The 25,419-nt window shown below is 52.2% G+C and carries 19 protein-coding genes, 1 tRNA gene and 1 pseudogene; 8 read left to right on the top strand and 13 right to left on the bottom strand.

Annotated features, from left to right (window positions below; all coding sequences use genetic code 11):
* Positions 1–115 precede the first annotated feature (115 nt).
* A complete protein-coding gene (locus QFZ34_RS09335; RefSeq protein WP_307279963.1) occupies positions 116–1,291 on the top strand; it encodes an alpha/beta hydrolase in 1,176 nt (391 codons plus the stop codon).
* A gap of 5 nt (positions 1,292–1,296) precedes the next feature.
* Here QFZ34_RS09335 and QFZ34_RS09330 read toward each other — a convergent pair whose 3' ends face one another.
* The 3 genes from QFZ34_RS09330 to QFZ34_RS09320 all read right to left on the bottom strand — a co-directional run bounded on the left by QFZ34_RS09330 (position 1,297) and on the right by QFZ34_RS09320 (position 4,140).
* A complete protein-coding gene (locus QFZ34_RS09330) occupies positions 1,297–1,779 on the bottom strand; it encodes a MaoC family dehydratase (protein ID WP_115052237.1) in 483 nt (160 codons plus the stop codon).
* A gap of 64 nt (positions 1,780–1,843) precedes the next feature.
* Positions 1,844–3,139 (bottom strand): Hsp70 family protein, encoded by a 1,296-nt coding sequence (locus tag QFZ34_RS09325; protein WP_307279958.1) that lies wholly within the window; start codon positions 3,137–3,139, stop codon positions 1,844–1,846.
* Positions 3,140–3,231: 92 nt separating this feature from the next.
* Positions 3,232–4,140 carry a LysR family transcriptional regulator gene (locus tag QFZ34_RS09320; RefSeq protein ID WP_307279956.1) on the bottom strand — a complete coding sequence of 303 codons (909 nt, stop codon included), beginning with the start codon at positions 4,138–4,140 and terminating at the stop codon, positions 3,232–3,234.
* Between the two features lie 110 nt (positions 4,141–4,250).
* Here QFZ34_RS09320 and QFZ34_RS09315 point away from each other — a divergent pair, with 110 nt between their 5' ends.
* Positions 4,251–5,255: an aldo/keto reductase gene (locus QFZ34_RS09315; RefSeq protein WP_307279952.1), complete on the top strand. Its 1,005-nt coding sequence runs from the start codon at positions 4,251–4,253 to the stop codon at positions 5,253–5,255.
* A gap of 43 nt (positions 5,256–5,298) precedes the next feature.
* Here the strand turns inward: QFZ34_RS09315 and gnd are convergent, their stop codons facing one another.
* The 5 genes from gnd to cpdR form a co-directional block, all read right to left on the bottom strand.
* Positions 5,299–6,330, bottom strand: a complete 1,032-nt coding sequence (gene gnd / locus QFZ34_RS09310; protein WP_307279949.1) for a phosphogluconate dehydrogenase (NAD(+)-dependent, decarboxylating) — start codon at positions 6,328–6,330, stop codon at positions 5,299–5,301.
* A 67-nt stretch (positions 6,331–6,397) separates the two neighbouring features.
* Entirely contained in the window at positions 6,398–7,015 is a 618-nt protein-coding gene (locus QFZ34_RS09305) for a DsbA family protein (protein ID WP_307279946.1), read from the bottom strand.
* 114 nt (positions 7,016–7,129) lie between these two features.
* Positions 7,130–8,005 (bottom strand): FkbM family methyltransferase, encoded by an 876-nt coding sequence (locus QFZ34_RS09300; protein WP_307279943.1) that lies wholly within the window; start codon positions 8,003–8,005, stop codon positions 7,130–7,132.
* A gap of 364 nt (positions 8,006–8,369) precedes the next feature.
* Positions 8,370–8,444: transfer RNA gene (locus tag QFZ34_RS09295), tRNA-Val, on the bottom strand.
* A gap of 100 nt (positions 8,445–8,544) precedes the next feature.
* On the bottom strand, positions 8,545–8,907 hold the full coding sequence (gene cpdR / locus QFZ34_RS09290) for a cell cycle two-component system response regulator CpdR (protein ID WP_115052244.1): 363 nt from the start codon (positions 8,905–8,907) through the stop codon (positions 8,545–8,547).
* Between the two features lie 264 nt (positions 8,908–9,171).
* On the opposite strand from cpdR, the gene QFZ34_RS09285 reads away from it, so the two are divergent.
* Both QFZ34_RS09285 and hisN read left to right on the top strand, forming a co-directional pair.
* The gene (locus QFZ34_RS09285; protein ID WP_115052245.1) at positions 9,172–10,062 is read left to right on the top strand and encodes an N-formylglutamate amidohydrolase; all 891 of its coding nucleotides are present in this window, start codon (positions 9,172–9,174) and stop codon (positions 10,060–10,062) included.
* A 237-nt stretch (positions 10,063–10,299) separates the two neighbouring features.
* Positions 10,300–11,073, top strand: a complete 774-nt coding sequence (hisN, locus tag QFZ34_RS09280) for a histidinol-phosphatase (RefSeq protein WP_307279940.1) — start codon at positions 10,300–10,302, stop codon at positions 11,071–11,073.
* On the opposite strand, the gene QFZ34_RS09275 is transcribed toward hisN, so the two are convergent.
* The gene (locus tag QFZ34_RS09275) at positions 11,063–12,046 is read right to left on the bottom strand and encodes an alpha/beta fold hydrolase (RefSeq protein WP_307279937.1); all 984 of its coding nucleotides are present in this window, start codon (positions 12,044–12,046) and stop codon (positions 11,063–11,065) included. The two genes, hisN and QFZ34_RS09275, sit on opposite strands and share 11 nt — an antisense overlap.
* Before the next feature lie 184 nt (positions 12,047–12,230).
* Complete coding sequence (locus tag QFZ34_RS09270) at positions 12,231–12,653, bottom strand: hypothetical protein (protein WP_115052248.1); 423 nt, start codon at positions 12,651–12,653, stop codon at positions 12,231–12,233.
* A gap of 268 nt (positions 12,654–12,921) precedes the next feature.
* On the opposite strand from QFZ34_RS09270, the gene QFZ34_RS09265 reads away from it, so the two are divergent.
* Entirely contained in the window at positions 12,922–13,389 is a 468-nt protein-coding gene (locus QFZ34_RS09265; RefSeq protein WP_115052249.1) for an Hsp20 family protein, read from the top strand.
* 46 nt (positions 13,390–13,435) lie between these two features.
* On the opposite strand, the gene QFZ34_RS09260 is transcribed toward QFZ34_RS09265, so the two are convergent.
* Positions 13,436–14,485, bottom strand: coding sequence for a threonine aldolase family protein (locus QFZ34_RS09260; protein ID WP_307279933.1), 1,050 nt, complete (start codon positions 14,483–14,485; stop codon positions 13,436–13,438).
* A 429-nt stretch (positions 14,486–14,914) separates the two neighbouring features.
* Here QFZ34_RS09260 and gltB point away from each other — a divergent pair.
* Both gltB and QFZ34_RS09250 read left to right on the top strand, forming a co-directional pair.
* Positions 14,915–19,634, top strand: a pseudogene (gene gltB, locus QFZ34_RS09255) (glutamate synthase large subunit).
* Between the two features lie 113 nt (positions 19,635–19,747).
* Positions 19,748–21,202, top strand: a complete 1,455-nt coding sequence (locus QFZ34_RS09250; protein ID WP_115052251.1) for a glutamate synthase subunit beta — start codon at positions 19,748–19,750, stop codon at positions 21,200–21,202.
* Between the two features lie 207 nt (positions 21,203–21,409).
* Here QFZ34_RS09250 and QFZ34_RS09245 read toward each other — a convergent pair whose 3' ends face one another.
* Both QFZ34_RS09245 and QFZ34_RS09240 read right to left on the bottom strand, forming a co-directional pair.
* Positions 21,410–22,714 carry an SGNH/GDSL hydrolase family protein gene (locus QFZ34_RS09245; protein WP_307279927.1) on the bottom strand — a complete coding sequence of 435 codons (1,305 nt, stop codon included), beginning with the start codon at positions 22,712–22,714 and terminating at the stop codon, positions 21,410–21,412.
* Positions 22,715–22,781: 67 nt separating this feature from the next.
* Positions 22,782–24,008: a lytic murein transglycosylase gene (locus QFZ34_RS09240; RefSeq protein WP_115052253.1), complete on the bottom strand. Its 1,227-nt coding sequence runs from the start codon at positions 24,006–24,008 to the stop codon at positions 22,782–22,784.
* Between the two features lie 296 nt (positions 24,009–24,304).
* Between QFZ34_RS09240 and galU the strand changes: the two genes are divergently transcribed.
* The gene (gene galU / locus QFZ34_RS09235; RefSeq protein WP_162802453.1) at positions 24,305–25,207 is read left to right on the top strand and encodes a UTP--glucose-1-phosphate uridylyltransferase GalU; all 903 of its coding nucleotides are present in this window, start codon (positions 24,305–24,307) and stop codon (positions 25,205–25,207) included.
* Positions 25,208–25,419: the final 212 nt, after the last annotated feature.

Raw genomic sequence — 25,419 nt, 5'->3', positions numbered from 1 at the left:
CTGGATATGATGTAAACAGGCGCTGACTGCGTCGACAAACACAATTACGCCGTCGTTTTTTATGATGGGATGCGGATGACCACCGATTCGGTGGTCAGCTTGCATAGAGAAGCATATGGCGGTCAAGAAACGTCTGGTTATCAATTTCACTGGTTATGAAGGTTTGCATCCTGATGCAGTTCGTGGGCGTTATCTGAATAGTTCAGGTGACTTCAATAGGTTGTGGAACACTAAAACGATTGCCGGGCCAATGGTGGGCGAGGGGTCTGGTGTTGCTGCCATGCCCATTGAGACTACGGGAGCGAATTGGAGCACCGAAACCGAATTCTGCCAGTATGGCACTGCCGATATTTTCGATATCTATTCTGCACGAGGCGTCATCACCCGTTTTGCGACAGGCCTGATGGCCTTTCTTGATATTCTTTTATCGGGCACCTTCTATCGATACCTGCGCACCAGCTGGCGATTTTGCCTCTTCTTCATGTGGCCCTTTGCTCTTGCCTGCATAATAACGATGGTACTGCTTGGGGTCGGTTTGTCGCCCATCTGGGCAGACTTCAATCCTTGGCATTTGGTATGGAGTGTTCCCCTCGCGCTTGTAGCTTGCCGTATCCTTATTCGTTGGCCGGGAGATAAAATATTCTTTTCCTATCTGCTTGATGATTGGGCTGCGGCGTCTGATCGAATTCATGGTCGCAACAGTGAGTTGCTCCTGCGTCGTCGCGGTTTCGCCGATCACCTGATCAGGAAGCTGGAGGCAAGTGACGCGGATGAGGTCATTATAATTTCCCATAGCCTGGGAACTGTGCCAGCCGTAGAAGCAATCGCTGATGTCTGGCGCGCGCAACCGGAGCTATTGAAAAACAGACCGGTATCGCTGGTTGCAGCGGGCTCGTGCCTCCTGATGATCGCATTGCACCCCCGAGCAATAAGCTTGAAGGAGGATATCCGGGTTGTCATGCAGGAAACGCCAGTGCTTTGGGTGGAATTCCAGGCCATTTCCGACATTATACATTTTTATAAGTCAGATCCGGCAGGGGCGCTGGGGATTGAACCGAAGGTAGCGCCCATCATCCGTCGAATAAGATTCAAGAATGTTCACAAGCCAGCGCGGTATGCGCGGGCAAAGAAGAATTTCTTCAAGATGCACCTGTTGTTTCTCAAAGGAGCACAGATACGCAACACCTACGACATGGGCATGTTTGTGCAGGGGCCCTTTATGTTTGCCGAATTGATGACCAAGTATGACGGAGAAGCGGCGCCACTTGATGAAAAGGGTAGGATAGGCTGAAAACCTCAATCCATTTCTGGTGGATGCTCCAATACGGCAATTGTCAGCCAATTTGCCACTAATGCAGGCTTGATAAGGTTTTCGACGTCCAAAGTGACTTCGTAATTGTTGAGGACACGGCCTGAGGGGCGGATATCAGCATCTACAAGCTTGAAGCGTGCACGCACACGCCTGCCAGTATTGACTGGAGACATGAAGCGCACTTTGTCAAAACCGTAATTGATACCCATTGTGGCACCTTCAATCATCGGCAGTGCTTCATAGGCCAGGGTGGAAAGCAATGAAATCGTCAGGAAGCCATGGGCGATGGTGCCGCCAAACGGAGTTTCTTTTGCAGCACGCTCCGGGTCGACGTGAATGAATTGATGATCGTCGGTAGCGTCGGCAAACAGATTGATCATTTCCTGCGTGACGGTACGCCATTCGGAGCAACCGATTTCAGTCCCGACCGCTGCTTTCAATTGTTTGAGCGTTATCGCTTCTTTCATAATATCGACTTTCCAAACATATGCAGAATGTGGTTTGTTTCGATAGTCGGTTCCGCCCCGATTGTCATCCCTGAACTGTCCATTGAGCAATATCGTCGCGTTCACCGATCAGTGCCAGTCCGTGCGCAATAGAGAGGAGTTCACCCCCGCTCTCGATCCGGCCCTCGTCAAAGCGTTTGGTGAAAATGCTTCGAACAGCAGGGACAAAGGATGTTCCACCCGTCAAGAACACTTTATCGATTGAGGCCGGAGACGTGTTTGTTTTTGTCAGGACTTCATCCAGCGCGCCTTCAATCCTATCCAGATCTTCTGTTATCCAGCTTTCAAAATCTGAACGTTTGATCGTCTTTTTGCCGCCGGACCCAAGAGGGGCAAAATTGAACTCGGCTTCTTCCGCCGATGATAGTGCCATCTTCGTTGCGGACACTGCCTGATAGAGCGGGTATCCTTCGTCATGTTCGACGAGATCGACAAAAGTCTCAAGTTTTTCCGGATCAAAACTACTGCGGACAAGCTTCTTTAACTCGACGAATTCACGTGAGGTTTTGAAGATAGAAAGCTGGTTCCAGCGTCCAAAATTTGCATACCAAGACGAAGGAACTTCCAGCCTTTTGTCAAAACTCTTGAAATATGTTCCCTTGCCAATCTGTGGCGCAACGATCTGGTCTATCATGCGATAGTCGAAATGGTCGCCCGCAACGCCGACACCAGAATGACCGACAGGTGTTGCCTTCAATTTGCCTGCGAAGCTTTCAAACCGAATGATCGAATAGTCAGTCGTGCCGCCGCCGAAGTCAGCTACCAAGACTGTCGCATCTGATTTTAAATGTTGAGCGAAATAAAAGGCAGCAGCGACGGGCTCATAAACGAAGTGCATTTCAGGAAAACCAAAACGCGTGAGCGCCTCGCTATAGCGCTGCATTGCCAGTTCCGGTTTGGGATTGGCTCCCGCGAAATGGACGGGGCGACCGGTTACGATCCGGCTGACCTCCGACGGCCAATTATCGTCCGCATATACTCGCAGCCGCTTTATGAAAATCTCCATGAGGTCTTCAAAAGTTTGCCGTTTCGCAAAGATCAATGTGCCTTGAAAGAGGGCACTTGCCGCAAATGTCTTTATGGATTGGAGAAAACGGCATTCGCCAGGATGATCAATGAATTGCCGTATCGCCGCGTGCCCGGCCTCAACCTTCAAAGAGGCAGCACCCGCCAGGGGATCCTTCATGAAAGACAGTGCCGTCCGCATGCTGTCGGCTTCGCCAGCCCGACTAGTGAATGTCATTGACCGTGTGGTGGCTCCATCTGCCAATGCCATGACGGAATTGGTTGTGCCAAAGTCAAAACCCAGCGCCTGAGCCATGGCCGCGCTCCTTGTGCTGTTATATTTTGCTATTTTTTGCGCGCTCAATGCGCTTTCGATTTGGGAGGCGCGTCATCGCACACCATTGCGCGCTATGCAAGGGACAGCTTGTGATCGCTCTTTATGAAATCAACGAAAGCGCGTAACGGCGCAGGCATATGATTGCGGCTGGGATAATAGAGCCGAGGGCCGGTAAAACTGAGCCACCAGGATTGCATTACAGGCACAAGTTCACCGCTTTGGAATGCAGGCGTAATCGTTTCTTCGAAAGTGTATATCAAGCCAAGGCCAGCAATCGCCGCTCCGAGTTCAACTTCGATAGAAGATGCGAGCAAAGGACCCTTGGGAGTAACTTTCACAGTTTTCCCATTCTTTTCAAACTCCCATGCAAAGGAGACGCCGCTCGCAAAGCGATGGCGAATGCAGGCATGGTTGATGAGATCGCGCGGGTGCTCTGGCGTGCCGTGAGTGTCAAGGTAATCAGGTGCTGCGGCCAGAACAAACCGCTGCGTGCGCGGCCCGATTGGAATTGCGATCATGTCGCGTTCAATACTCTCATCGTAGCGAATACCGGCATCAAAGCCCGCGGCGAGGATATCAATGAATGTATCGCTTGCGAGGATGTCGAGACTGATCCCTGGATGACTAAGAAGGAACCTGTTGACGATAGGTGGTAGGATACTACGGGCGACGATAATCGGCACATTTAACTTGAGTGTTCCAGTGGGGCTGTCGCGGAAGCTGTTTAAGGCATCCAGCGCGCCAGCGATCTCGCCCATTGCGGGCTTTAAACGCTCCAGCAATTGCGTACAGGCGTCCGTTGGTGTGACGCTTCGTGTGGTCCTGTTCAAAAGGCGGACATTAAGCCGCTCTTCAAGGCGGCGTATTGCATCGCTGAGTGATGATGCGGAAACGCCGCGAACTTTTGCTGCAGCCCGAAAGCTGCGGGTTTCCGTGATCGCGACCAACGCGCTCAAATCAGAAAGGTCTGGTTCATTCATTGTACACTTTTCCGAACAACCCGTGCATGATAAAGCGGATTATCGCACAAATTGAAATCTTTTATAGTCGCATTCGAGAGCTCGTAAACAGGAAAATACGGAGTTTTAGAATGCAATATCATCAACTTGGTGCAACTGGCCCGAAGGTTTCTGAAATTGGACTCGGTTGCATGGGCATGTCAGGCATGTATGGACCCTCCGATCGTGCCGAGAGCATTGCTACAGTTCATGCCGCTTTGGATGCCGGTATCAACTTGCTGGATACGGGCGATTTTTACGGTATGGGCCACAATGAAATGCTGATAGCTGAGGCATTGAAGGGCAGAAAGCGTGAAGATGCGCTGATAAGCGTTAAATTCGGAGCGCTTCGCGATCCGAGTGCCGGATGGATCGGATTTGATGGAAGACCCGCGGCGGTCAAGTCTTCGCTCGCCTATACGCTTCAACGGCTGAATGTTGATTATATCGATGTTTACCGACCAGCCCGGCTTGACCCTGATGTGCCAATTGAAGACACAATCGGCGCAATCGCCGATATGGTAAAGGCAGGTTACGTCAAACATATTGGCCTGTCCGAGGTTGGTTCGGCAACGATACGGCGTGCGGCTGCCGTTCACCCGATTGTTGATCTCCAGATTGAGTACTCGTTGATCTCACGCGGCATTGAGGACGGCATTTTGCAAACTTGCCGCGAGCTTGGCATCAGCATCACTGCCTATGGCGTGCTTTCGCGCGGACTGATCAGTGGGCATTGGCAGAAGGATGCAGCGGCACCTACCGATTTCCGTGCGTATAGTCCCCGGTTCCAGGGCGAAAATGTCGACAAGAATTTGGCGCTTGTCGAGGCGCTCAAAGCGATTGCTGACAAGAAGGGCGCTTCTGTCGCACAGATCGCCATCGCATGGGTTGCTGCGCAGGGTAAGGATATCATTCCGATTGTGGGCGCTAGGCGTCGTGACAGGTTGACTGAATCCTTGGGTTCCCTTGACGTTGCACTCACCGGTGAGGACTTGGAAGCGATCGAAAAAGCTGTGCCAAAAGGCTCGGCAGCGGGCGCCCGTTATACCGCTGCACAGATGGCGCATCTCGATAGTGAAGTCAGCGCACATGGTTAGATAGATAGGGCCGGTTTGTCAGCCCTATCTAAATAGACACAGATTAGCCTGCGGTTTTGTTCGCGGGCTTTTCTTTATGCCCGCCGAACTCGCTGCGCATGGCGGAGAGAATCTTGTTGGCAAAGTCAGCATTGCCGCGCGATGAGAACCGTTCCTGCAAAGCAGCGCTGAGGACGGGCGTTGGCACAGCTTCATCAATGGCAGCGATGACGGTCCAGCGTCCTTCACCGGAATCGGAAACATGGCCTTCATAGCTCTCCAGGCCGGGATCACCATAAAGGGCATCGGCAGTCAAATCGAGCAACCATGAACTGATAACACTGCCACGACGCCACACTTCGGCGATCTCTGGCAAATCAAGCTTGTATTGATAGTGTTCTGGATTTTGCAATGGCGTGGTTTCCGCGTCAACTACATGCTCACGCATGCCGATGTCCGCATTTCGCAGAATATTCAGACCTTCGGCGTAAGCGGCCATCAACCCATACTCGATGCCATTATGGACCATTTTGACGAAGTGTCCGGCACCGTGCGGTCCACAATGCAGAAACCCCTGATCGGCTGTACTGGCAAGGTCTTTGGGGCGGCTTTCAGTGATCGGCAAGTCACCTTTGCCAGGTGCGAGAGCGGCAAAAATGGAAGAGAGATGCTCAACGGTGGGTTTTTCGCCGCCGATCATGAGACAATAGCCGCGCTCCAGGCCGAATACGCCGCCGCTGGTTCCCACATCAACATAGTGAAGACCTTTTGACCGCAAGGCTCCGCTGCGCCTGATGTCATCATGATAATAGGAATTGCCACCGTCGATCAGGATATCGTCCTTATCCAGCAATGGTACGAGTTGATCCAGAACTTTGTCGACAACAGCAGCGGGAAGCATAAGCCAAACAACCCGTGGTTTGGACAGTTTGGAAACGAAATCCTGCAGAGACGCACTTGCCGTAGCCCCCAGCGCTTCCAATGCAGCCATGCTTTCAGCGCGCGCGTCATAAACAACGCATTCGTGTCCGTGCTGCATCAGCCGTTGGGTCATATTGTTACCCATACGGCCCAATCCAATCATACCGAGTTGCATTTCTAAATCTCCGGGGGAAGGTTGAAAAATATCCTTGAAGGATGGCATTACGGGCCAGGTCGCTATGTTACCGGACGGCAGGCACTCTGCTTCCTGATTTATCAACGGCGGCGCGAAGCGTGTCAATGTCAGTCACTCGCGGATAGAGCTCCCGGCCCACGATGAAGGCGGGTGTGCCGGCTAGCCCTAGTGATTTTGCCTGCGCAGCGTTATGATCCAACCGCTCTTGTATGGTATCGAAATTTTGTTCCAAGGCATCCCTGACCCGGTCAGTGTGGATGCCAGCTGCTCGTAAGGTTTCATCTACCCGTTTCAGCGTGAGCCTGCCCGGCACCTTCATGAGAGCGCCGAATGCTTGTTCGTGTTGACCGCTATACCCAGCGGCCAAAGCCATTCTTGAAGCGTAAACTGAAGTATCTCCGAATATGGGCCAATCTCTCATAATCAGCCGTATCGACTTATTGTCTTTCAGCAGTTCTTCCAGTTGAGGATGAAGCTTTTTGCAATTGGGGCATTGATATTCGAAGAATTCGACGATTGTCACGCTGCCTTTCGGGTTGCCAAATACAGACCAAATAGGATGATCTTCCCGTGGCTGTTCTTTCGCCTCAGCTATCTTAGGTAAAAATACGCTGCTTAAAGCCACAGTCAGAAGATCACGGCGATTCAAAAATGGATTGGTCATCAGTTCCCCGGCCAGCATTATCTGCTCGCCATCATGGCGAAAGGAACGGCATATTTGGGGCGCCGGATTGAGAAAAACGAGTAAAAGCCGGTGGCTTGGATTCGTCCGCTTTTATCAGATCGGCAGCGCAACAATATCGACGTGATCGCTGTCCGCCGTGTGCACATCGTTCATTATCGCCGGAACATCCTGTCCCCGGTCAAGTAATGTGCCCTCTGCAGTGATAATGGAAATTTGATAGCCAAGGTCTATAAGGAATTTCAAATAGGTCTCGGGCGTGACGCTGGATATCCAGCCGATTAGATTTGGGCTGAATTCGCTGACAATAATGGGGCGAAATTTTCTCAATGTATTTATCATGCCGGTAAATGCGCGGTATTCTGCACCCTCGATGTCGATCTTGACGAAATCGACCCGATTCCAGTCATGCAAGACATCATCGAGCCGTACGCAGGGAATCAAGCGTTTGATTTCAAGTGACTGTCCCGATTGAAGCGTAGCGCTGACGCCGTTGGAACCGGATCCATTCAGGGCGAGTACATCGGTTTTATCACCGACCGCGCTCAAAAGAACATTAACGTGGCTGAAGGAATTCGCGTCGCGGCTTGCCACGAGCAAACGACCGTTTTCGACATTCGGCTCTACCGCCAGAACGCGTCCCTGGCTTCCGACCAGTTTCGCACAGAGCATGGTGAAGTAACCAATATTCGCCCCGATATCTATGACGTGCATTCCCGGCTTGACGTATTGTTCGAATACCCTCGTCACATTTGGTTCATAGGCACCACCAATGACATTGATCCCGACATCCGGATCATTTCGATCCGCATAAATCCATGCGTCATTGAGAAAGACCTTTTCGATCTGCCCATCAGGTGCTGGGTCAAGTAAGCGGCGGCTCTGAAACTCAAGTGAGTTGAGATACATGCGAACAATGCTTTCAAGCGGCTGACCTACATAAGTGTAGTGAGATTTTTCAACTTCGTTCATTGTTCGACCCAAAATCAAACGGAACGCATAATCTATGTCAGCGGTAGTCGTGATCATCATTGTTCTGGCACCCGATTATAAAGCGCCTAATCTCTTGAGAGGAGTGCGCGGGGGCAATATTCAACGCTGTGATAATCAAACGCAAGGGCGTTTGTATATTTCAGAACTCAAAGTAAACGCGGAAATTCTTTCATTCCTACTGATAGATAAGAGTAGTTCGAGGGACATGCGAGGGAGCGTAGCTGACCAAACGCTGACTATTCAGAGTCTTTCTTGCTGATGCTACAAGGAAAGGCGCAGTGCAGGGCAAACACGCGCATTACGGCATTCGCCTTAAGTATCAACAATAGAGAGGAAGGTCAGATGGTGGGCGTGACAGGGATTGAACCTGTGACCCCTACGATGTCAACGTAGTGCTCTCCCGCTGAGCTACACGCCCATCTGCCGGGCGCATACACCATATTGAATTGTGTCCGTCAATAGCTGTTAAAGGAACTTATCGGGCTTTCTTGCAGGAATATCGGATTAGCTCGGCGCAATTAGGCTGCGACGAGCATTTTTTCGATTTCATTGACGAGATCGCGCAAGTGAAATGGCTTGGATAGAACCTTGGCATCTTTTGGTGCCTGCGAATCGGCATTTAGAGCCACGGCAGCAAAACCAGTGATAAACATGATCTTCAGGTCCGGATCGATTTCAGATGCCCGGCGAGCCAATTCGATCCCGTCCATTTCCGGCATGACAATATCCGTCAGCAACAAGGAAAATGGCTCTTCACGGAGACGATCATAGGCGCTGGCTCCATTGTCGAAATGCGTGACGTGATAGCCAGCTTTCTCCAGCGCCTTCACCAGGAAGCGCCGCATATCATTGTCGTCTTCTGCAAGAAGTATTCTTTTCATCGGTCCGTCCGAATTATCTAGCGCCGATCATCCCCAGACCAGCGTTCTGTAAAATCTACAAAGCGCTTTTTTGGTAAAGATCACGTGAATGATTTGCTAGAAATAAGGCTGAACGCGCGAAATGTCGAGGTGGTCCGGCGCGGATAGATCATCTTAAGAAAGATCAGCGAATGTTGCTTGCACGATCAATTCCATTACAGGCAAACTTGATCTAGAGTATTCAGGCATTGCCCGCAGGTTCAGCAATAACATTTGAAGTGAATGATGACCGTCAACCGCGATTTCCCCGATAGCTCTCCATTTGAATTGCGGCAGCCATCCGATCAGCGCATTCCATTTGTTTTTAACTCACCCCATAGCGGCCGTTTCTATCCACCGACATTCATCCTGCAATCACAGCTTGATGCGCATACCATCCGCCGCTCGGAAGATTGCTTTGTGGATCAGCTCTTCGCATCAGCCGTAATGCTGGGCGCACCGTTAATGCTGGCGCATTTCCCGCGTGCTTATCTTGACGTCAATCGCGAGCCCTATGAACTCGACCCCAAAATGTTTTTGGAGCCACTGCCTTCGTTTGCGAATGGACATTCTGCCAGGGTGGCAGGCGGCCTCGGCACGATTCCGCGGCTTGTTGGGGAAGGGCAGGAAATCTACGCGCAAAAATTTCATATTTCGGAAGCGCTCGGACGCATCGATAGTATCTACAAGCCCTATCATTTAATGCTCGGAAATGTGCTTGCGACGACATGTGCCCGTTTTGGCTATGGCGTACTGGTCGATTGCCATTCAATGCCTGCCAGTATCCGCTTTCCAGAAAGCGGAATGCGCCCGGATTTCATCATAGGCGACCGATTTGGCACGAGTTGCGCGCCCGAATTAGCCAGCGCCGCCATACAATTGTTGCGCGAAATGGGTTATGTGGTTGCACACAACAAGCCTTATGCCGGCGGCTACATTACTGAACATTATGGCCGTCCCCTGAAGCATATGCACGCATTGCAGATCGAGGTTAATCGCGGCCTTTATCTGAATGAGAATACCTACGAAAAAAAACCCGGATTTGAGCAGCTCCAACGGGATATCGGACTGTTCCTTGCGGACCTGGTTTCCCTGCCGGATTTTTATTTTCTCGATACGCCCTTGGCGGCAGAATAGGGATCCACACCATATCTCAATAAAAAAGACCGCGCGTGAGCGCGGCCTAAGTCTAGGGAGGAAACGCCCAAGGAGGGCATAGACAGGTCACCCCGTCCATTTTCTAGTTTATGCTGCGTCGCACAAATGTCAAGGTATTTGAGTGATTTTTTAGCATTCTTATACCATGCCTAAAAAACGCGCATAAATTGCGCGGTTTGATCACAAAAGAGAATAATAAAGTCATCAGGAGCTATTTTGATCATCGATCTTACCTTTTTGAAGCAAATCGCCGAGGTTGCAGCCCAGCAGACACTGCCGCGTTTTCGCACAGTAGCGCTGGTCGATAATAAATATCAGACAGGGTTTGATCCGGTTACCGAAGCTGACAGGGAAGCCGAGCGAGCCATACGTAGCTTGATAAATGCAACTTTCCCCGAACATGGAATTTTAGGCGAGGAATTTGGTGGAGAGAATTTAGCGCAGCCAAACATTTGGGTCATTGATCCTATTGATGGGACGCGGGCCTTCATCTCCGGCCTGCCGGTATGGGGAACGCTGGCTGGACTGACAATCAATGGCGATGCGGTGGCGGGGGTAATGTCTCAGCCATTCACGCGCGAGCTTTTCATGTGCGATGGCGATGCCTCTTGGTACGAAGGACCTGACGGGGTTCGGCGTTTGCAAACGCGCAAGACCACCGAACTGGCCGAGGCAACATTGTTTACCACTACGCCAGCGCTCTTCAAGGGTGCGCAGCGGGAAGTCTATGACAGGATCGAGTCGACGGCGCGCCTCGCGCGTTACGGTACAGATTGCTACGCTTACGCAATGTTGGCATCAGGATTTGTCGACTTGGTGATCGAAACCGGACTTCACCCATATGATATCGTGGCGTTGATTCCTATCATCGAAAAGGCCGGTGGCGTTATCACAACCTGGGATGGTGGCGCGGCGGAAAAAGCAGGCGACATTGTTGCGGCGGCTACACCGGAACTGCACGCCAAAGCGCTGGCCTTGCTCAATCAGTAAGCTCTGTCTCGTCCGATAGTTGCGTTGGTTCGTTGCCTGTTCCCGGAATGAAGGCATCGAATGCTGCAAAAAACTGTTCGCGATAGAAATCAGCCTCCTGCAGAATCTCATGCTTTGCACCATCAATTGTGAGAAGAGTGGTGTTGCGCAGTTGCACAGCATAACGCTCTATCGCCGGGGTCGAGACAATGGTGTCCGCGCCAGCTGCGATAATCAGTAATGGAATGCGTATTTTCTCGATAAATTCAGGGCGATTGACCCTGTTAATCGCTTTTGCGGCAGCAACAATCCAGCTTGCTGTCGGGCCACCAAGAGCGAGTTCCGGCGCTTGTTCGAGTACATCGCATTGGCGCTTGTAGCGGCTGGGATCTGATGTGACCGGGTTGTTTTCAAAAGGCCTGGCCTTGTATGGGCCGCTGAGCATGTAGGTTCTGCCAAGCCCAATGGAGCGCAGCGAGTTTGCGACGATCCTTGCCGTCATTCTTTGCAAGCGCGTCATGGGAATATCAAGCAGGGGTGATGTCAGGACCATGCGATGGATTCGGTTGGACATGGAGGGCGCTGCAAGCAGTGCTATGAGGGCACCGGTGGAGTGAGCCAGAACATAGAACGGGCCCTTGCAATCGGGCAGAAGCACGGTTTCAAAAAACCTTTCGAAGTCGGCAACATAATGTTCAAAGCTTTTTATATGGCCTCGCGCCGCATCGCGTAAAAGACGGCTTGAGGCGCCTTGGCCACGCCAGTCAAATGTGGCCACTGTAAAACCGCGCGCCGCAATATCCCTGGCGGTTTCGAAATATTTTTCGATACATTCGCTACGACCGTGCAAAATAATGACAGTTCCGCGAATCTGGGATGTGCTGGCGGGGATGATTGCATAACGCAGTTGCTTGCGATCTGGCAGATCAAAGCTATCGACACGGGTACCCGCGGGAATAGGATTGGACGCAATTTCGACGAGTGATCGGATCATGTGCGGTCGGGTGCCTCAAAGAGCAAGTTGCCTCCGTGATAAAGCCGCTCCGACAGAACGTCAAACAATGCCTGAAACGGCAAAGCTAAAAATAAAGATCGACCGGAAACTCTGCCTGAGAGCTTCCGGTCAGTACATTGCAGATGGAAGGGACGTTACATCTGCAATGATTTCGGCTTTTTTATCAGTAGGCCGGATTGATCTCGATGCTGAAGCCGGAGCGGCGATCACGGTCACGTCCGACGCGGCGGGTTTCAAGAATTTCGCCTCTGCGGGATACGACGACAATCACCGGATTGCCGCGGCGAGAAGCTCTTACAAAATAACGGCCACGTTCGAAATCGATATCGCGAACCCGGTAACCGCGACGCTCCAGCATGCGGGCAACATCGCGTGGCCCAAAGCGTTCACGGCGGTCATCGCGCCAGTCCGAACGGTCGCGATCGTAACGGCCACGATCCTGAATGAGATAGCCATCCGACTCGTCCTGCTCCAGATAGATGGCAGGTGAGTTATCGCGATAATAACGTTCCTGAGCAAATGCCGAGGAGGCGAAGCCTGTGATCAAAACGGCGGCTGCAGTAAGAGCGATAAGGGGTCTTTTCATTGTCCTATCCTTTATATGCCGGACCGTATCCGACCTTGGGTGTAGTTATAAAATCATCGAGCTGAACGTATTCCGAAGATGATGTTCATTTTGCGTTCATTGAACGTCGCAGTTTCATACAAATAGACTTGAAACCAGGAATTGCGCTTACCAAATATGGTTTGCAGCCGCCATATCGGGGTTGCTGGTTCAACAGAATTTGCCACATCGGGGATTCTGACGTGAATCAAAAAACGCAAACATTGTCGCTCTAAAGGAGGGCTTACCCATGCGTCACGTTGATTTTTCACCACTCTACCGTTCGACCGTCGGTTTCGACCGGCTTTTCACGATTCTCGACAGTTTGGCTCAGCCGGAAGGTGCCCAAACTTATCCGCCCTATAATATTGAGCGGACAGGCGAGAACACCTATCGCATCACAATGGCCGTTGCCGGGTTCTCTGAGGATGAAATCCAGATTGAAGCCCACCGCAACCAGCTCAAGGTGACGGGCGAAAAGACTGCTGAAAAGTCGGAGGATTCCGAGACATTATATCGCGGTATTGCGTCTCGCGCATTTGAGCGCCGTTTCCATCTTGCCGATTTCGTCGAGGTAAATGGGGCCAGCCTGAAAAACGGCTTGCTGCACATTGATCTCAAGCGCGAAATTCCGGAAGAGATGAAGCCGCGCAAGATTGCGGTTACGGCTTTGTCCGATAACGAAGCCAAGCAGATAGAAGCAAAAGCCACTAACTAAGCGGCTACTGCCATGAGTGGAGAGCGGCGCAGCGATGCGCCGCTCTTTATGCGATCAGATCACCAAATTGGCGGATTTCTTCTTGCGTCGTAGCAAAGCTGGTTACGAGGCGGATCATTGTTTCGTCATTTGCAAGCAGATTTGCTTCGTTGTGGGGCGGCTTCCACTCATAAAAAATGGCTCCGCTTGCCTGTAGGCTCGCCACAACACCCTTGGGGGCAATCGCAAAGACTTCGTTTGCCTGGGGTTGCCAGGCAAGTCTCATCTTTTTCGAACCAGCAATTTGTTCTGCAAGAAAGCGCGCCATCGTATTGGCGTGGGTCGCGAGCTCCAGCCATAATCCGCCAGCAAAATAAGCTTCGAATTGCGCTGCAACGAAACGCGACTTTGAAAAGAGCTGCGCGGATCTCTTTCGGATAAAGGGCACGTCCTTTGCCTGATCGGGGTTCATGAATATCAATGCTTCTGCACACCAGCAGCCGTTCTTGGTTCCTCCGAACGACAAAATGTCGACACCCTGTTTCCACGTCATATCCGCAGGACTGCAGCCAAGGGTAATGAGCGCATTGGCAAAGCGAGCGCCATCCATATGGAGTGGCAGGCTATTATCCTTGCACAGTGCTGAAATCGCTGAAATTTCGCCGAGCTCATAGATGGTGCCGATTTCTGTAGATTGGGTAATTGAGACACCCATTGGCTGTCCGGCGTGCACATTGCCGGGGGCGAATCCCCGAATAGCTGTTTTAAGATTATTGATATCAATACGCCCGGTCGGACCGTCTACAGGCTGAAAACGGCCTCCAGCTGAGAGAAAGCCTGGTGCTCCGCCCTCGTCCTCAATCAGATGGGCCTCGCGATGAGCGAAGGTTACGCCGCCTGGCTTGCCGATGGCAGCTTGGGCAAGCGAGTTGGCGGCGGTGCCAGTTCCAACAAAGAAAACGGCGACTTCCCGTTCAAAGATTGTGTTGAATGTTTCATCTATTGCGCGGTCGAGCGTGCTGGTGCCGTAAGCCGAGGCAAAGCCATCGGAATGCCGGTTTAAATTCGCGGCAATTTTGGGGTGGGCGCCAGCCCAGTTATCGGACGCAAAGTGCATGAAGCAAACCTCTCTTCAGGGTGGATGAGCAGAGGCTTACGCCTTTAGAAGCATAGTGGAAAGCAGCCGTAACTGTTAATAATGGAGGAAGTAACTATTCAGTATTCTATTTTTAGCGGAAACACCTGCTCTCGTAACTAATGCGAGCAAATTGACAATTTGACGCAATCTTCTTTCGTGGAATGATGTTATTTTTTGCTTTTCCATCTTGTTTGTTTGGAATAATTCTGGCATACGCTGATACGACAGCATTGCTGTCCTATTTGCGGAGACTGATAATTGAGGACGGCAGTCAAGTGCTTTCGTCCTTCTTAAGGTGCCCGCAATCTACAATCGGAAGATATGCCGCATGAAGCGGGGCAGGAATTATGCTATTCCGTCCCATATGACTAAGACCGCCCTGTGAGGGCTTCAATGGAGGAATTGACGATGTCGGATTTGACGCCATCTGTAACGACTGAACTCGCTCAGGCCGTACAGAATCGTGCGGTCAAAACCAATAAATTGTCAGGTTTCCCCAAAGCCCAAGGCCTTTACGATCCCCGTAATGAACATGACGCATGTGGTGTGGGCTTCGTTGCACATATGAAGGGTGTGAAGTCCCGTAAGATCATCGAAGACGGGCTTTTCATGCTCGAAAACCTGACCCATCGCGGCGCTGTGGGTGCCGATCCATTGATGGGCGACGGTGCTGGCATGCTTGTCCAGATTCCTGACGCGTTTTTTCGCGCGGAATGGGCAGAAAAGGGTGTCGAGCTTCCTCCGGTCAATCAATATGCCGTTGGCTATTTCTTTATGCCGCAGGACCCGGAAGAGCGTGCACATATCGAGCAAGTCGTAGCGGAAGTTATTGCTTCGGAAGGCCAGACACTTATCGGTTTCCGTGACGTGCCCGTTGATAATTCGTCTTTGTCAAAGGCTCCGCATATTGCTGCCACCGAGCCGTTTCATCGTCAGGTCTTCATTGGACGCAACCCGAATATTGAATCCAATGAAGACTTCGAAGGTCGCCTGTTTGTCCTGCGCAAGGTGATTTCAAACCGTATCTATCAAGAGAACGGTGGCAAGGAGAGCGACTTTTACGTTGTCTCAATGTCTGCCCGTACGATTGTCTATAAGGGCATGTTTCTCGCCTATCAGGTGGGTGCCTATTATAAGGATCTGAAGGACCCACGCTTTGTCAGCGCTGTCGCGCTTGTGCATCAGCGGTTTTCGACAAACACGTTCCCTTCCTGGAAGCTGGCGCATCCCTACCGTATGGTTGCGCATAACGGCGAAATCAACACGTTGCGCGGCAACGTCAACTGGATGGCTGCGAGACAGGCTTCGGTTGATTCCGAGTTTTTTGGCAACGACATCTCAAAGCTCTGGCCAATTTCTTATGAAGGCCAGTCGGATACGGCGTGCTTTGATAATGCTTTGGAGTTCCTGTTTCAGGGCGGGTATTCGCTTGCCCATGCAATGATGATGCTGATCCCCGAGGCATGGTCCGGTAACAAGCTGATCGCGGATGATCGAAAAGCATTTTACGAATATCATGCTGCGCTGATGGAGCCGTGGGATGGACCAGCTGCTGTCGCGTTCACGGATGGCCGTCAAATTGGCGCGACCTTGGACCGCAATGGTCTGCGTCCAGCGCGCTATCTCGTGACTGATGATGATTTCGTGGTCATGGCCTCGGAGGCGGGTGTGCTTCCTGTGCCGGAAGAAAAGATCGTCAAGAAGTGGCGGTTGCAGCCCGGTCGCATGCTGCTGATCGATATGGAAAAGGGTGAGATTGTTTCTGATGACACGATCAAATCCGAAATAGCCAATCGCCATCCATACAAGCAGTGGCTCAAGAACACCCAGTTGATCCTGGAAGAATTGAGCCCGGTTGAGCCGCGCGCCTTGCGCAAGGATGTCAGCCTTCTCGATCGCCAGCAGGCATTCGGCTACACGCAGGAAGACACAAGAATCCTGATGTCGCCCATGGCGACGACGGGCCAGGAAGCCATTGGTTCGATGGGTACTGACACGCCGATCTCGGCAATGTCTGACAAGTCGAAGATGCTTTATACCTATTTCAAGCAGAACTTCGCACAGGTCACCAATCCGCCGATTGATCCGATCCGTGAAGAGCTGGTGATGAGTCTTGTTTCATTCATCGGTCCACGCCCAAATCTTTTCGATCTGGTTGGAACATCGCGCCGCAAGCGGCTGGAAGTACGCCAGCCCATCCTGACCAATGGAGATCTGGAGAAAATTCGCTCCATCGGCCATACGGAAGATCGTTTTGACACCAAGACGCTCGATACGGCCTATAATGTTGAAGAAGGCGCTGCTGGAATGGCCGGTGCCGTGGAGCGGCTTTGTGATCGCGCTGAAGCGGCGGTTCACGGCGGCTACAACATCATCATTCTTTCCGATCGCCAAGTTGGTCCGGACCGGATTCCAATCCCGGCGCTTCTCGCAACCGCCGCCGTTCACCATCATCTGATCCGCAAAGGGCTGCGTACGTCGGTTGGTCTCGTGGTTGAGTCGGGCGAGCCGCGTGAAGTGCATCATTTCTGCTGCCTTGCAGGTTATGGTGCGGAAGCAATTAATCCGTATCTGGCTTTTGATACATTGCTCGATATGCACAAGCGGGGTGAATTTCCGCCGGAAGTGGATTCGAGGGAAGTTGTATCGCGCTACATCAAGTCCATCGGCAAGGGCATCCTCAAGGTCATGTCGAAGATGGGCATTTCGACCTATCAGTCCTATTGCGGTGCTCAGATTTTTGACGCTGTCGGGTTGAAGTCGGAATTTGTTGATCGCTTCTTCTTTGGTACGGCGACGATGATCGAAGGCGTAGGACTTGAGGAAATAGCGGAAGAAACAGTGCGCCGCCATCGTGACGCCTTTGGCAATGATCCTGTTTTGTCCACTACACTCGATGTTGGCGGCGAGTATGCCTATCGCATGCGCGGTGAAGCACATTTGTGGTCGCCGGACGCGGTAGCAAAGCTGCAGCATGCCGTGCGTACGGACTCGGCCAGCACGTTTAAAGAATATTCCGATATGGTGAACAGCCAATCGGCGAGGGCAAAGACCATTCGTGGCCTGTTCAATATCAAAATGGCTGCCGATACCGGACGAAAGCCAGTTTCGATTGATGATGTCGAACCTGCAAAAGAGATCGTAAAGCGATTCTCCACCGGCGCCATGTCGTTCGGCTCGATCAGCCGCGAAGCCCATACAACATTGGCTGTGGCGATGAACCGTATTGGCGGTAAGTCGAACACTGGTGAAGGCGGCGAGGAGCCTGATCGTTTCTACCCGCTGCCCGATGGCAAGCCAAACCCGGAACGTTCGGCGATCAAGCAGGTGGCGTCAGGTCGCTTTGGTGTCACAACCGAATATCTCGTCAATTCTGACATGATGCAGATCAAGGTTGCCCAGGGCGCAAAGCCCGGTGAGGGTGGTCAGCTTCCAGGACACAAGGTAGATGCGACAGTTGCCAAGACCCGTCACTCGACGCCGGGTGTTGGCCTGATTTCGCCGCCGCCGCATCATGACATCTATTCCATCGAAGATCTGGCCCAGCTGATCTACGATTTGAAGAACGTCAATCCCGAAGCGGATGTGTCGGTTAAGCTTGTTTCGGAAGTTGGGGTGGGCACAGTTGCTGCCGGTGTGGCCAAGGCGCGCGCTGATCATATTACCATTTCCGGTTATGATGGCGGCACAGGTGCATCGCCGCTGACGTCGCTCAAGCATGCCGGTAGCCCATGGGAAATGGGCCTTGCTGAAACCCAGCAAACGCTGGTGCTTAACGGGCTTCGCTCGCGCATAGCCTTGCAGGTCGATGGTGGCCTGCGAACCGGTCGTGACGTCATTGTCGGCGCACTTTTGGGAGCGGACGAGTTTGGCTTCTCTACCGCTCCATTGATAGCGGCAGGGTGCATCATGATGCGCAAGTGCCACTTGAACACCTGTCCCGTTGGCGTTGCAACGCAGGATCCGGTCTTGCGCAAGCGCTTCAAGGGCACGCCTGAGCATGTGATCAACTTCTTCTTCTATATGGCGGAAGAAGTTCGTCAGTTCCTGGCTGAGATGGGTTACACGCGGTTCGAAGAGATCGTCGGCAAAGCCGAACTTCTCGAAAAGCGCGAGGCGATTGATCATTGGAAAGCCACAAGGGCTCGATTTCTCTCGCATATTCCACAAGCCGGAAGCGCCCGAGGAAAAGACACGTTGGACAGAACGGCAAAACCATCCAATCTTCGATATTCTCGACCGCAAGCTTATTGAGCAGGCGCTGCCCGCCCTCGAAAGCAAGCAACCGGTTAAGATCGAAATGGGCATCAAGAATGTGGATCGCTCTGTAGGTGCAATGCTTTCTGGTGAAGTTGCCAAGCGTTATCGGCACAAGGGACTAAAAGAAGATACAATCTCGGTGAGATTCACAGGTACGGCCGGGCAATCTTTTGCTGCATTTTTGGCCAGAGGCATCTCCTTCGAGTTGATTGGCGACGGCAATGATTATGTAGGCAAGGGACTTTGCGGTGGCCGCATTGTCATTCGCCCGCCTGAAAATACGAAAATCGTGCCGGAAGATTCAATCATCGTTGGCAATACCGTGCTGTACGGAGCAATTGAAGGCGAGGCTTATTTCCGTGGGGTCGCGGGCGAACGGTTTGCTGTTCGTAATTCCGGAGCAATTGCCGTTGTCGAAGGCACCGGCGATCATGGTTGCGAATATATGACCGGCGGCGTTGTCGTCGTCATTGGCCAAACGGGCCGGAACTTCGCAGCCGGCATGTCCGGCGGCGTCGCCTATGTCCTTGATGAAGCTGGCGATTTTGCCCAGCGTTGCAACATGGCCATGGTTGAGCTGGAGCCGGTTCCGGAAGAAGATGACATCCTTGAGAAGCTTCATCATCATGGCGGTGATCTGGCACATAAGGGGCGTGTTGATGTTTCGGCCAATATGACAAGGCATGATGAAGAACGTCTGGTTCAACTGATTTCGAACCATATGCACTATACGGGTTCTGGCCGCGCGAAAGAAATTCTCGATAATTGGGAGAGTTTCAGGCCGAAATTCGTGAAAGTTATGCCGGTGGAATACCGACGCGCGCTCGAGGATATGGAGCGTATGCGGATGGGTGTCGCAGCCGAATAGTTTCAATGCCTTAGCTTCGAGCGTCGCTGTTGCGATGCTCGGCAAAGGTCCAATGCTGCCCGTTGATTTAAATCGATATGGGTGGTCCTCCGAGAGGCGAGGGGAGCAGTTTTATGGGTAAGGTTACAGGTTTTCTTGAGATAGACAGGCAGGTTGGCAAGTATCAACCGGCATCGGACCGCATCCGCCACTTCAGGGAATTCACCATTCCCATGACAGATGGCGAGGTCAAAAAGCAGGCGGCACGCTGCATGGATTGCGGCATTCCGTTTTGTCATGGCCCTACGGGTTGCCCGGTTCACAATCAGATCCCTGACTGGAATGACCTTGTCTACAATGACAATTGGGATGAGGCGATCCGGAACCTGCATTCCACCAATAATTTCCCTGAATTTACAGGCAGAATCTGCCCTGCGCCTTGCGAAGAAGCCTGTACGCTGAACCTTGAAGATGTGCCGGTTTCGATCAAGACGGTCGAGCAGGCCATCGCTGACAAGGCCTATGAAACCGGTTTTATCATTCCTCAACCAGCCGCTTCCAAGACCGGCAAGAATGTTGCGATCATCGGTTCGGGTCCGGCAGGGATGGCGGCGGCGCAACAACTTGGTCGCGCAGGACATGAAGTTCATGTTTACGAACGCGAGAGCAAGCCAGGCGGATTGCTGCGATATGGCATTCCGGATTTCAAGATGGAAAAGCATTTCATCGACCGCCGAGTAAGTCAGATGGAAGGTGAGGGCGTCACTTTCTTCTGCGGCGTCAATGTGGGAATCGATAAGCCAATTCAGGAGCTTATCGATAGCTACGATGCCGTTTTATATTGCGGCGGCGCCGAAACGCCGCGCCCTGCAGGCATTCCCGGCGCTGAATTTGAAGGTGTCCACGATGCGATGCACTATCTGGTTCAGCAAAATCGTCGTGTAGGCCGTGAAAACATTGAATCCGTTGCCTGGAAAAGCGACTCGATTGTCGCGTCCGGAAAGCACGTTGTGGTTGTTGGCGGTGGTGATACGGCGTCTGACTGCGTGGGCACGGCATTCCGTCAAGGCGCGGTAAAAGTGACCCAGCTCGACATCCGCCCGCAGCCTCCAGAAAAAGAAGACAAGCTGAGCGTATGGCCTTACTGGGCAACGAAAATGCGTACTTCTTCATCGCAAGCCGAGGGTGCTGCCCGTGAATTTCAGGTGGCAACGCTTGAATTCATTGGAGAAAATGGCGAGCTGACCCATGTGAAATGCTGTGAAGTGGATGAGGCACGCAAGCCTATTGCCGGAACGGAATTCTTCATCAAGGCCGATCTTGCCTTCATCGCCATCGGCTTTTCCGGCCCGTTCGAAGACGGGATTGTCAAAGAGCTTTCCGGTTCGCTGGAAATGAAAGCCGACCGTCGTGGCAACCGCTCGGTTGTAGCGGATGATGTCGATTATCGTACCAGTGTCGACAAGCTTTTCACCGCTGGCGATGTCAGGCGGGGACAGTCTCTGGTGGTCTGGGCGATCCGGGAAGGTCGTCAGGCGGCAGCTTCAATAGATGAGGCTTTAATGGGAAGTTCGGTGCTCCCTCGATAGGTATTTCTACCGCGCGCAACCAAATTGCACGCGGTAGTTACAATTCTTCGGCAAAAATCGACGATTCTTCGGCAATTCCCAGAGAGTTTTCGTTGTTTTTGTATCAGTTCCGGAAATTCTGATTTGAGTTCGCAACTTGTCGGATTATTTTTGCGGAAATCCCGATGACAATCTCATGCACGTGGCGCGCGAGTACCAGTGTCGGTCCTATTTGGCCGGTTTTGGCCAAGAAAAATCATTTGTGCGTCCGGGCTGGCTTGCTGGTGTCACACCCTGTTTGATGAGCAGATCGCGGTCCGATTTTTCGGCAGCGGGGACGGAGCGCGTGGAGGCGCCAAGTAGATCGGTGCCGCCGTCCAGCTCGGGATCATTCAGGCTGATTGGCGCAAGCCTGTCAACTCTGACAGGACCGGATGGGGTTTCCGGCAATGCCTGCACGGGAGCACCCGGTTTGATGGCGGCAATATCGGGCGCGGTGGCTGTACCCAGCATTTGGCGCAATGGCTTTTCGACATAGAAAGCGAGTTTACGCTTGCCGGCAGGGGTCAGGCCGATTCCGTCATTGTTACGCAGGCGCGCCGTTTGCCCCGACATATCGAAGCCGGTAAGCGTAAATGAGCCACTTTGATCAACAAAGCCATCCCACACATCGACGAACGTGCCTTCGGCTTTTTCAGCGGCATTGCGATAGAGTTCATTAAAGGCCAGTACGTCATTGGTCATGCTCTTGGTTTTGAAAGCCGGTTGCCCGACCCAGACGACCTGTTTGCCGGTTTTCTCGACAGCATCTAGAAATGCACCGAGCCGAGCCTGATACTCCTTCGACCATTCTTCACTCAGGAATGGTTTTCCCTTGGCCTCAGACTGAACACCGGTAAATTGCTGCCGGTCATTGGCTCCCGCCATCACCACGACGACTGAAGGTTTTTCCGTTTCAATCAATCCACCTATGGTCATAGGCCAATTGCGATGGTCGTCGCGCACGAACCCGGATGAGCCATCGGCCTTATCAATGACGCGCACGCCGGGGCTATCGATAAAAGCTGCCTCAAGACCCTCTGCCAGACCGCTGGCCATGAAGTCGCCAACGACAAGAACTGTCTTGGCATCAGGCAATTTGTCAGGAATGGCTGGTTCAACCGCTACCGATGGCGCGGGTCCCGATTGCGGTCCTGCCGGAACTGCTTTCGGGCGCGCGGGTTTGGTTGCGCGATTTTTAGGCCGAGGGCGGACCCTCCGGCCATCATCGATCAGGCGGTCGGTATCTTCGCGATAAATTTCACGACGTCCCATCAGCATATCGAGCAGGGTTCGGGCAGCTGCGGTTTCGGTGAAAACGAGTATCCCAGAAAGTCCGAGCGCCATAGCAAAACCTGCCAGCCGTATAATTCTTTGCTCGGGCGCAGTGCGTGGTTCGACTTTCGACAAGCGCTCAGGAAGCTCACCACGAGGAAGCTTCGTGGGTTGCAAAGAAAGTGGCAACCTCTGAGTTTCTTTAGTTTCTGCCGTCAAACCCACATTCCTCACGGTGAGCTTGTCGAACCACGCTACACGTTCGCGCAGTGCGACAGACTCTCCCCTACTTTTTGCGCAGGATCGTCAGCACTTCCTTGCTGGGGTGACCATCAGGGTCCAGGCCCATGCGGGTCTGGAATGCCTGAATGGCATTGCGCGAACCACTGCCGATCTTGCCATCTACCTTGCCGTCATAATAGCCGAGTTCGGTCAAATGATGTTGAAGTTCTTCGCGTTCTTTCATTGTGATGGGCGTAAACGGCCGGTTCCAGTCCTGACGCAGGCCCGTTGAACCGGCAATCTGATCGGCCAAAAGGCCAACGCCCAATGCATACTTATCGGCATTATTGTAGTTTTTCAGCACGAAAAAATTCTTGGTCATGAGGAATGACGGACCTTGGCGTCCATCCGGCACTTTCAACGTCGCTTTTACGCTACCATTGGGGAAAGCCTTGCCATTGGCACGGACGACTCCGAGTTGTTGCCACTCTGCGATGGACTTTGAACCGGCGGGGAATTTGCGCCCGGCAGGCAGCACAACCTCATAACCCCATGTCTGGCCGCTCTGCCATCCATTCTTGCGAAGAAGATTGGCGGCTGTCGCCAAGGCATCAGGCACGGAGTTCCAGATGTCGCGTTTGCCGTTGCCATCCATATCCACGGCATAGGCGATATAGCTTGTCGGAATGAACTGCGTATGGCCGAGCGCGCCTGCCCATGAACCGGTAAGGTGACTGCGGTCAATATCGCCGGACTGAAGAATTTTCATGGCGGCAATCAATTGCGTGCGGCCGAATTTGCCCCGGCGCGGATCAGCATAGGCAAGAGTGGCGAGCGAGCGCACAGCATCGCGCATCACATCATCGCGTTTCATGATCTCGCCGTAGTTGGTTTCCATCGACCAGATTGCGAGAAGAATATTGCGATCAACGCCGAATGATTTCTCAATGGCACCCAGCCAACGGCTGTACTTCTTGGCCATTTCGCGGCCTGTTGCCACCGAGTTTTCATTGACGCGGTTATCAATATAATCCCAGACAGGCGCAGTGAATTCCGGCTGGAATTTCGCCTTCTCCAAGACTTCCGGATCGATCTCCGTGACGCCGGCAAAGGCGCGCTTATAGGTTGCCGCAGAAATCCCGCTGGCCATCGCCGTTGCCCTGAAATCGGCGATCCAAGCCTGGAACTTTGCATCAGCGGAGGCATTATTGACGTTGAGTGACAGGATAAGACCCGCCGCAGCTGCAATCATGCAAAAACGTTTAGACAATGCGGACGAAGCTTCAATCATGTTATGCCCTCGAAATGTGTTTCCACAGGTTCAGACGATAATATTAGCATGTCAAAGTTAGGAATTAGTTTACCATGCCTTCCTCAGTGCCCACATTAACATCGGCAAAGAATATTTATTTTACAGGCCTGTGCATTTTCGTTCTTTGAGGCCAGATTGTCCAGGATCTAACCAAAAACCAGAATCGGTATTTGGGAATTATATCAAAATTTGAATTGTTACTGCGGCTTTTGTGAGTTCACGACGACAATAGATGCTTTAACGAAGAAATCGCATGCAACACCAACGAGGTACCGATGACGACACTGAAGAAAATTCGCAAGGCCGTCTTTCCCGTTGCGGGTTTTGGAACCCGCGTTCTTCCAGCAACAAAATCCATTCCGAAAGAAATGCTGACAGTCGTCGACAAGCCAGTCATTCAGTATGTGGTCGATGAAGCGCGCGAAGCTGGTATTGAACATTTTATTTTCGTTACGGGCCGCAACAAGGCTGTTATCGAAGATTATTTCGACGCGCAGTACGAGTTGTATTCATCGCTGACAGAGCGCGGTAAAACAGCCTTGCTGGAAGAATTGCAGAGCATTCAGCCAAGGCCGGGCACAACCAGCTTTACCCGTCAGCAGGTGCCGATGGGGCTTGGCCACGCCGTCTGGTGCGCACGCGATATCGTCGGCAATGAGCCATTTGCGCTGCTTTTGCCTGACATGATCATGCAGCCGGAAAAGAATGGCTGTCTGGCCGATATGGTGGAGCTATACAATCAATCGGGTGGCAATATCGTTGCGGTGCAGGAATGCGACCCGGCTGAAACACACAAATATGGTATTGTCGGGCAAGGCAAGCCGGTCGGCAATGGGTTTGAGCTGACGGAAATGGTGGAAAAGCCCGCCAAAGGCACTGCGCCTTCAAATCTTTACATTAATGGCCGCTATATTCTCCAGCCGGAGATTTTCAACATTCTGGAAAATCAGGAACGCGGTGCGGGCAATGAAATCCAGCTGACGGATGCCATGCTCAAACTGACCAAAGAACAGGATTTCTTCGGTTATCATTTCAAGGGCCGTACCTATGATACCGGCTCCAAGGAAGGCTTCGTTGAGGCCAATGTGGCCTTCGCACTGTGGCGCGAGGACATCCGCAATGGTGTGTTCGACAATATTGGCAATATGCTGAAAACGATCAAGCCAAAGGGGCAGTGATCTATTTTAGTTGGGAGCAGCCTTGGCTGCTCCCAATGTTTTGCGGGGTTCGCCCTTCGATAAGCTCAGAAAATGGGTAATCGCATCTCCATTGTGCGTGGTTCGACGAGGCTCACCATGAGGAAAGTGAGTTGATTGCAGGGAATCGAAATCCTGCAAAGTTGAAAATCATCATGCAGCTCTCGGAGTTGTGAGGCAGGACCATGCAATCA

The organism is Phyllobacterium ifriqiyense, assembly GCF_030817885.1.
Lineage (GTDB): Bacteria > Pseudomonadota > Alphaproteobacteria > Rhizobiales > Rhizobiaceae > Phyllobacterium > Phyllobacterium ifriqiyense.
The sequence above is the reverse complement of the archived record's forward strand: the minus strand, read 5'-3'. Positions and strand labels throughout refer to the sequence as shown.

Bases quoted from the DNA above. Each gene is read 5' to 3' on its own strand.
- QFZ34_RS09335 (WP_307279963.1), top strand. From the start codon at position 116: ATGGCGGTCAAGAAACGTCTGGTTATCAATTTCACTGGTTATGAAGGT.
- QFZ34_RS09330 (WP_115052237.1), bottom strand. From the start codon at position 1,779: ATGAAAGAAGCGATAACGCTCAAACAATTGAAAGCAGCGGTCGGGACT.
- QFZ34_RS09325 (WP_307279958.1), bottom strand. From the start codon at position 3,139: ATGGCTCAGGCGCTGGGTTTTGACTTTGGCACAACCAATTCCGTCATG.
- QFZ34_RS09320 (WP_307279956.1), bottom strand. From the start codon at position 4,140: ATGAATGAACCAGACCTTTCTGATTTGAGCGCGTTGGTCGCGATCACG.
- QFZ34_RS09315 (WP_307279952.1), top strand. From the start codon at position 4,251: ATGCAATATCATCAACTTGGTGCAACTGGCCCGAAGGTTTCTGAAATT.
- gnd (WP_307279949.1), bottom strand. From the start codon at position 6,330: ATGCAACTCGGTATGATTGGATTGGGCCGTATGGGTAACAATATGACC.
- QFZ34_RS09305 (WP_307279946.1), bottom strand. From the start codon at position 7,015: ATGACCAATCCATTTTTGAATCGCCGTGATCTTCTGACTGTGGCTTTA.
- QFZ34_RS09300 (WP_307279943.1), bottom strand. From the start codon at position 8,005: ATGAACGAAGTTGAAAAATCTCACTACACTTATGTAGGTCAGCCGCTT.
- cpdR (WP_115052244.1), bottom strand. From the start codon at position 8,907: ATGAAAAGAATACTTCTTGCAGAAGACGACAATGATATGCGGCGCTTC.
- QFZ34_RS09285 (WP_115052245.1), top strand. From the start codon at position 9,172: ATGACCGTCAACCGCGATTTCCCCGATAGCTCTCCATTTGAATTGCGG.
- QFZ34_RS09275 (WP_307279937.1), bottom strand. From the start codon at position 12,046: ATGATCCGATCACTCGTCGAAATTGCGTCCAATCCTATTCCCGCGGGT.
- QFZ34_RS09270 (WP_115052248.1), bottom strand. From the start codon at position 12,653: ATGAAAAGACCCCTTATCGCTCTTACTGCAGCCGCCGTTTTGATCACA.
- QFZ34_RS09265 (WP_115052249.1), top strand. From the start codon at position 12,922: ATGCGTCACGTTGATTTTTCACCACTCTACCGTTCGACCGTCGGTTTC.
- QFZ34_RS09260 (WP_307279933.1), bottom strand. From the start codon at position 14,485: ATGCACTTTGCGTCCGATAACTGGGCTGGCGCCCACCCCAAAATTGCC.
- QFZ34_RS09250 (WP_115052251.1), top strand. From the start codon at position 19,748: ATGGGTAAGGTTACAGGTTTTCTTGAGATAGACAGGCAGGTTGGCAAG.
- QFZ34_RS09240 (WP_115052253.1), bottom strand. From the start codon at position 24,008: ATGATTGAAGCTTCGTCCGCATTGTCTAAACGTTTTTGCATGATTGCA.
- galU (WP_162802453.1), top strand. From the start codon at position 24,305: ATGACGACACTGAAGAAAATTCGCAAGGCCGTCTTTCCCGTTGCGGGT.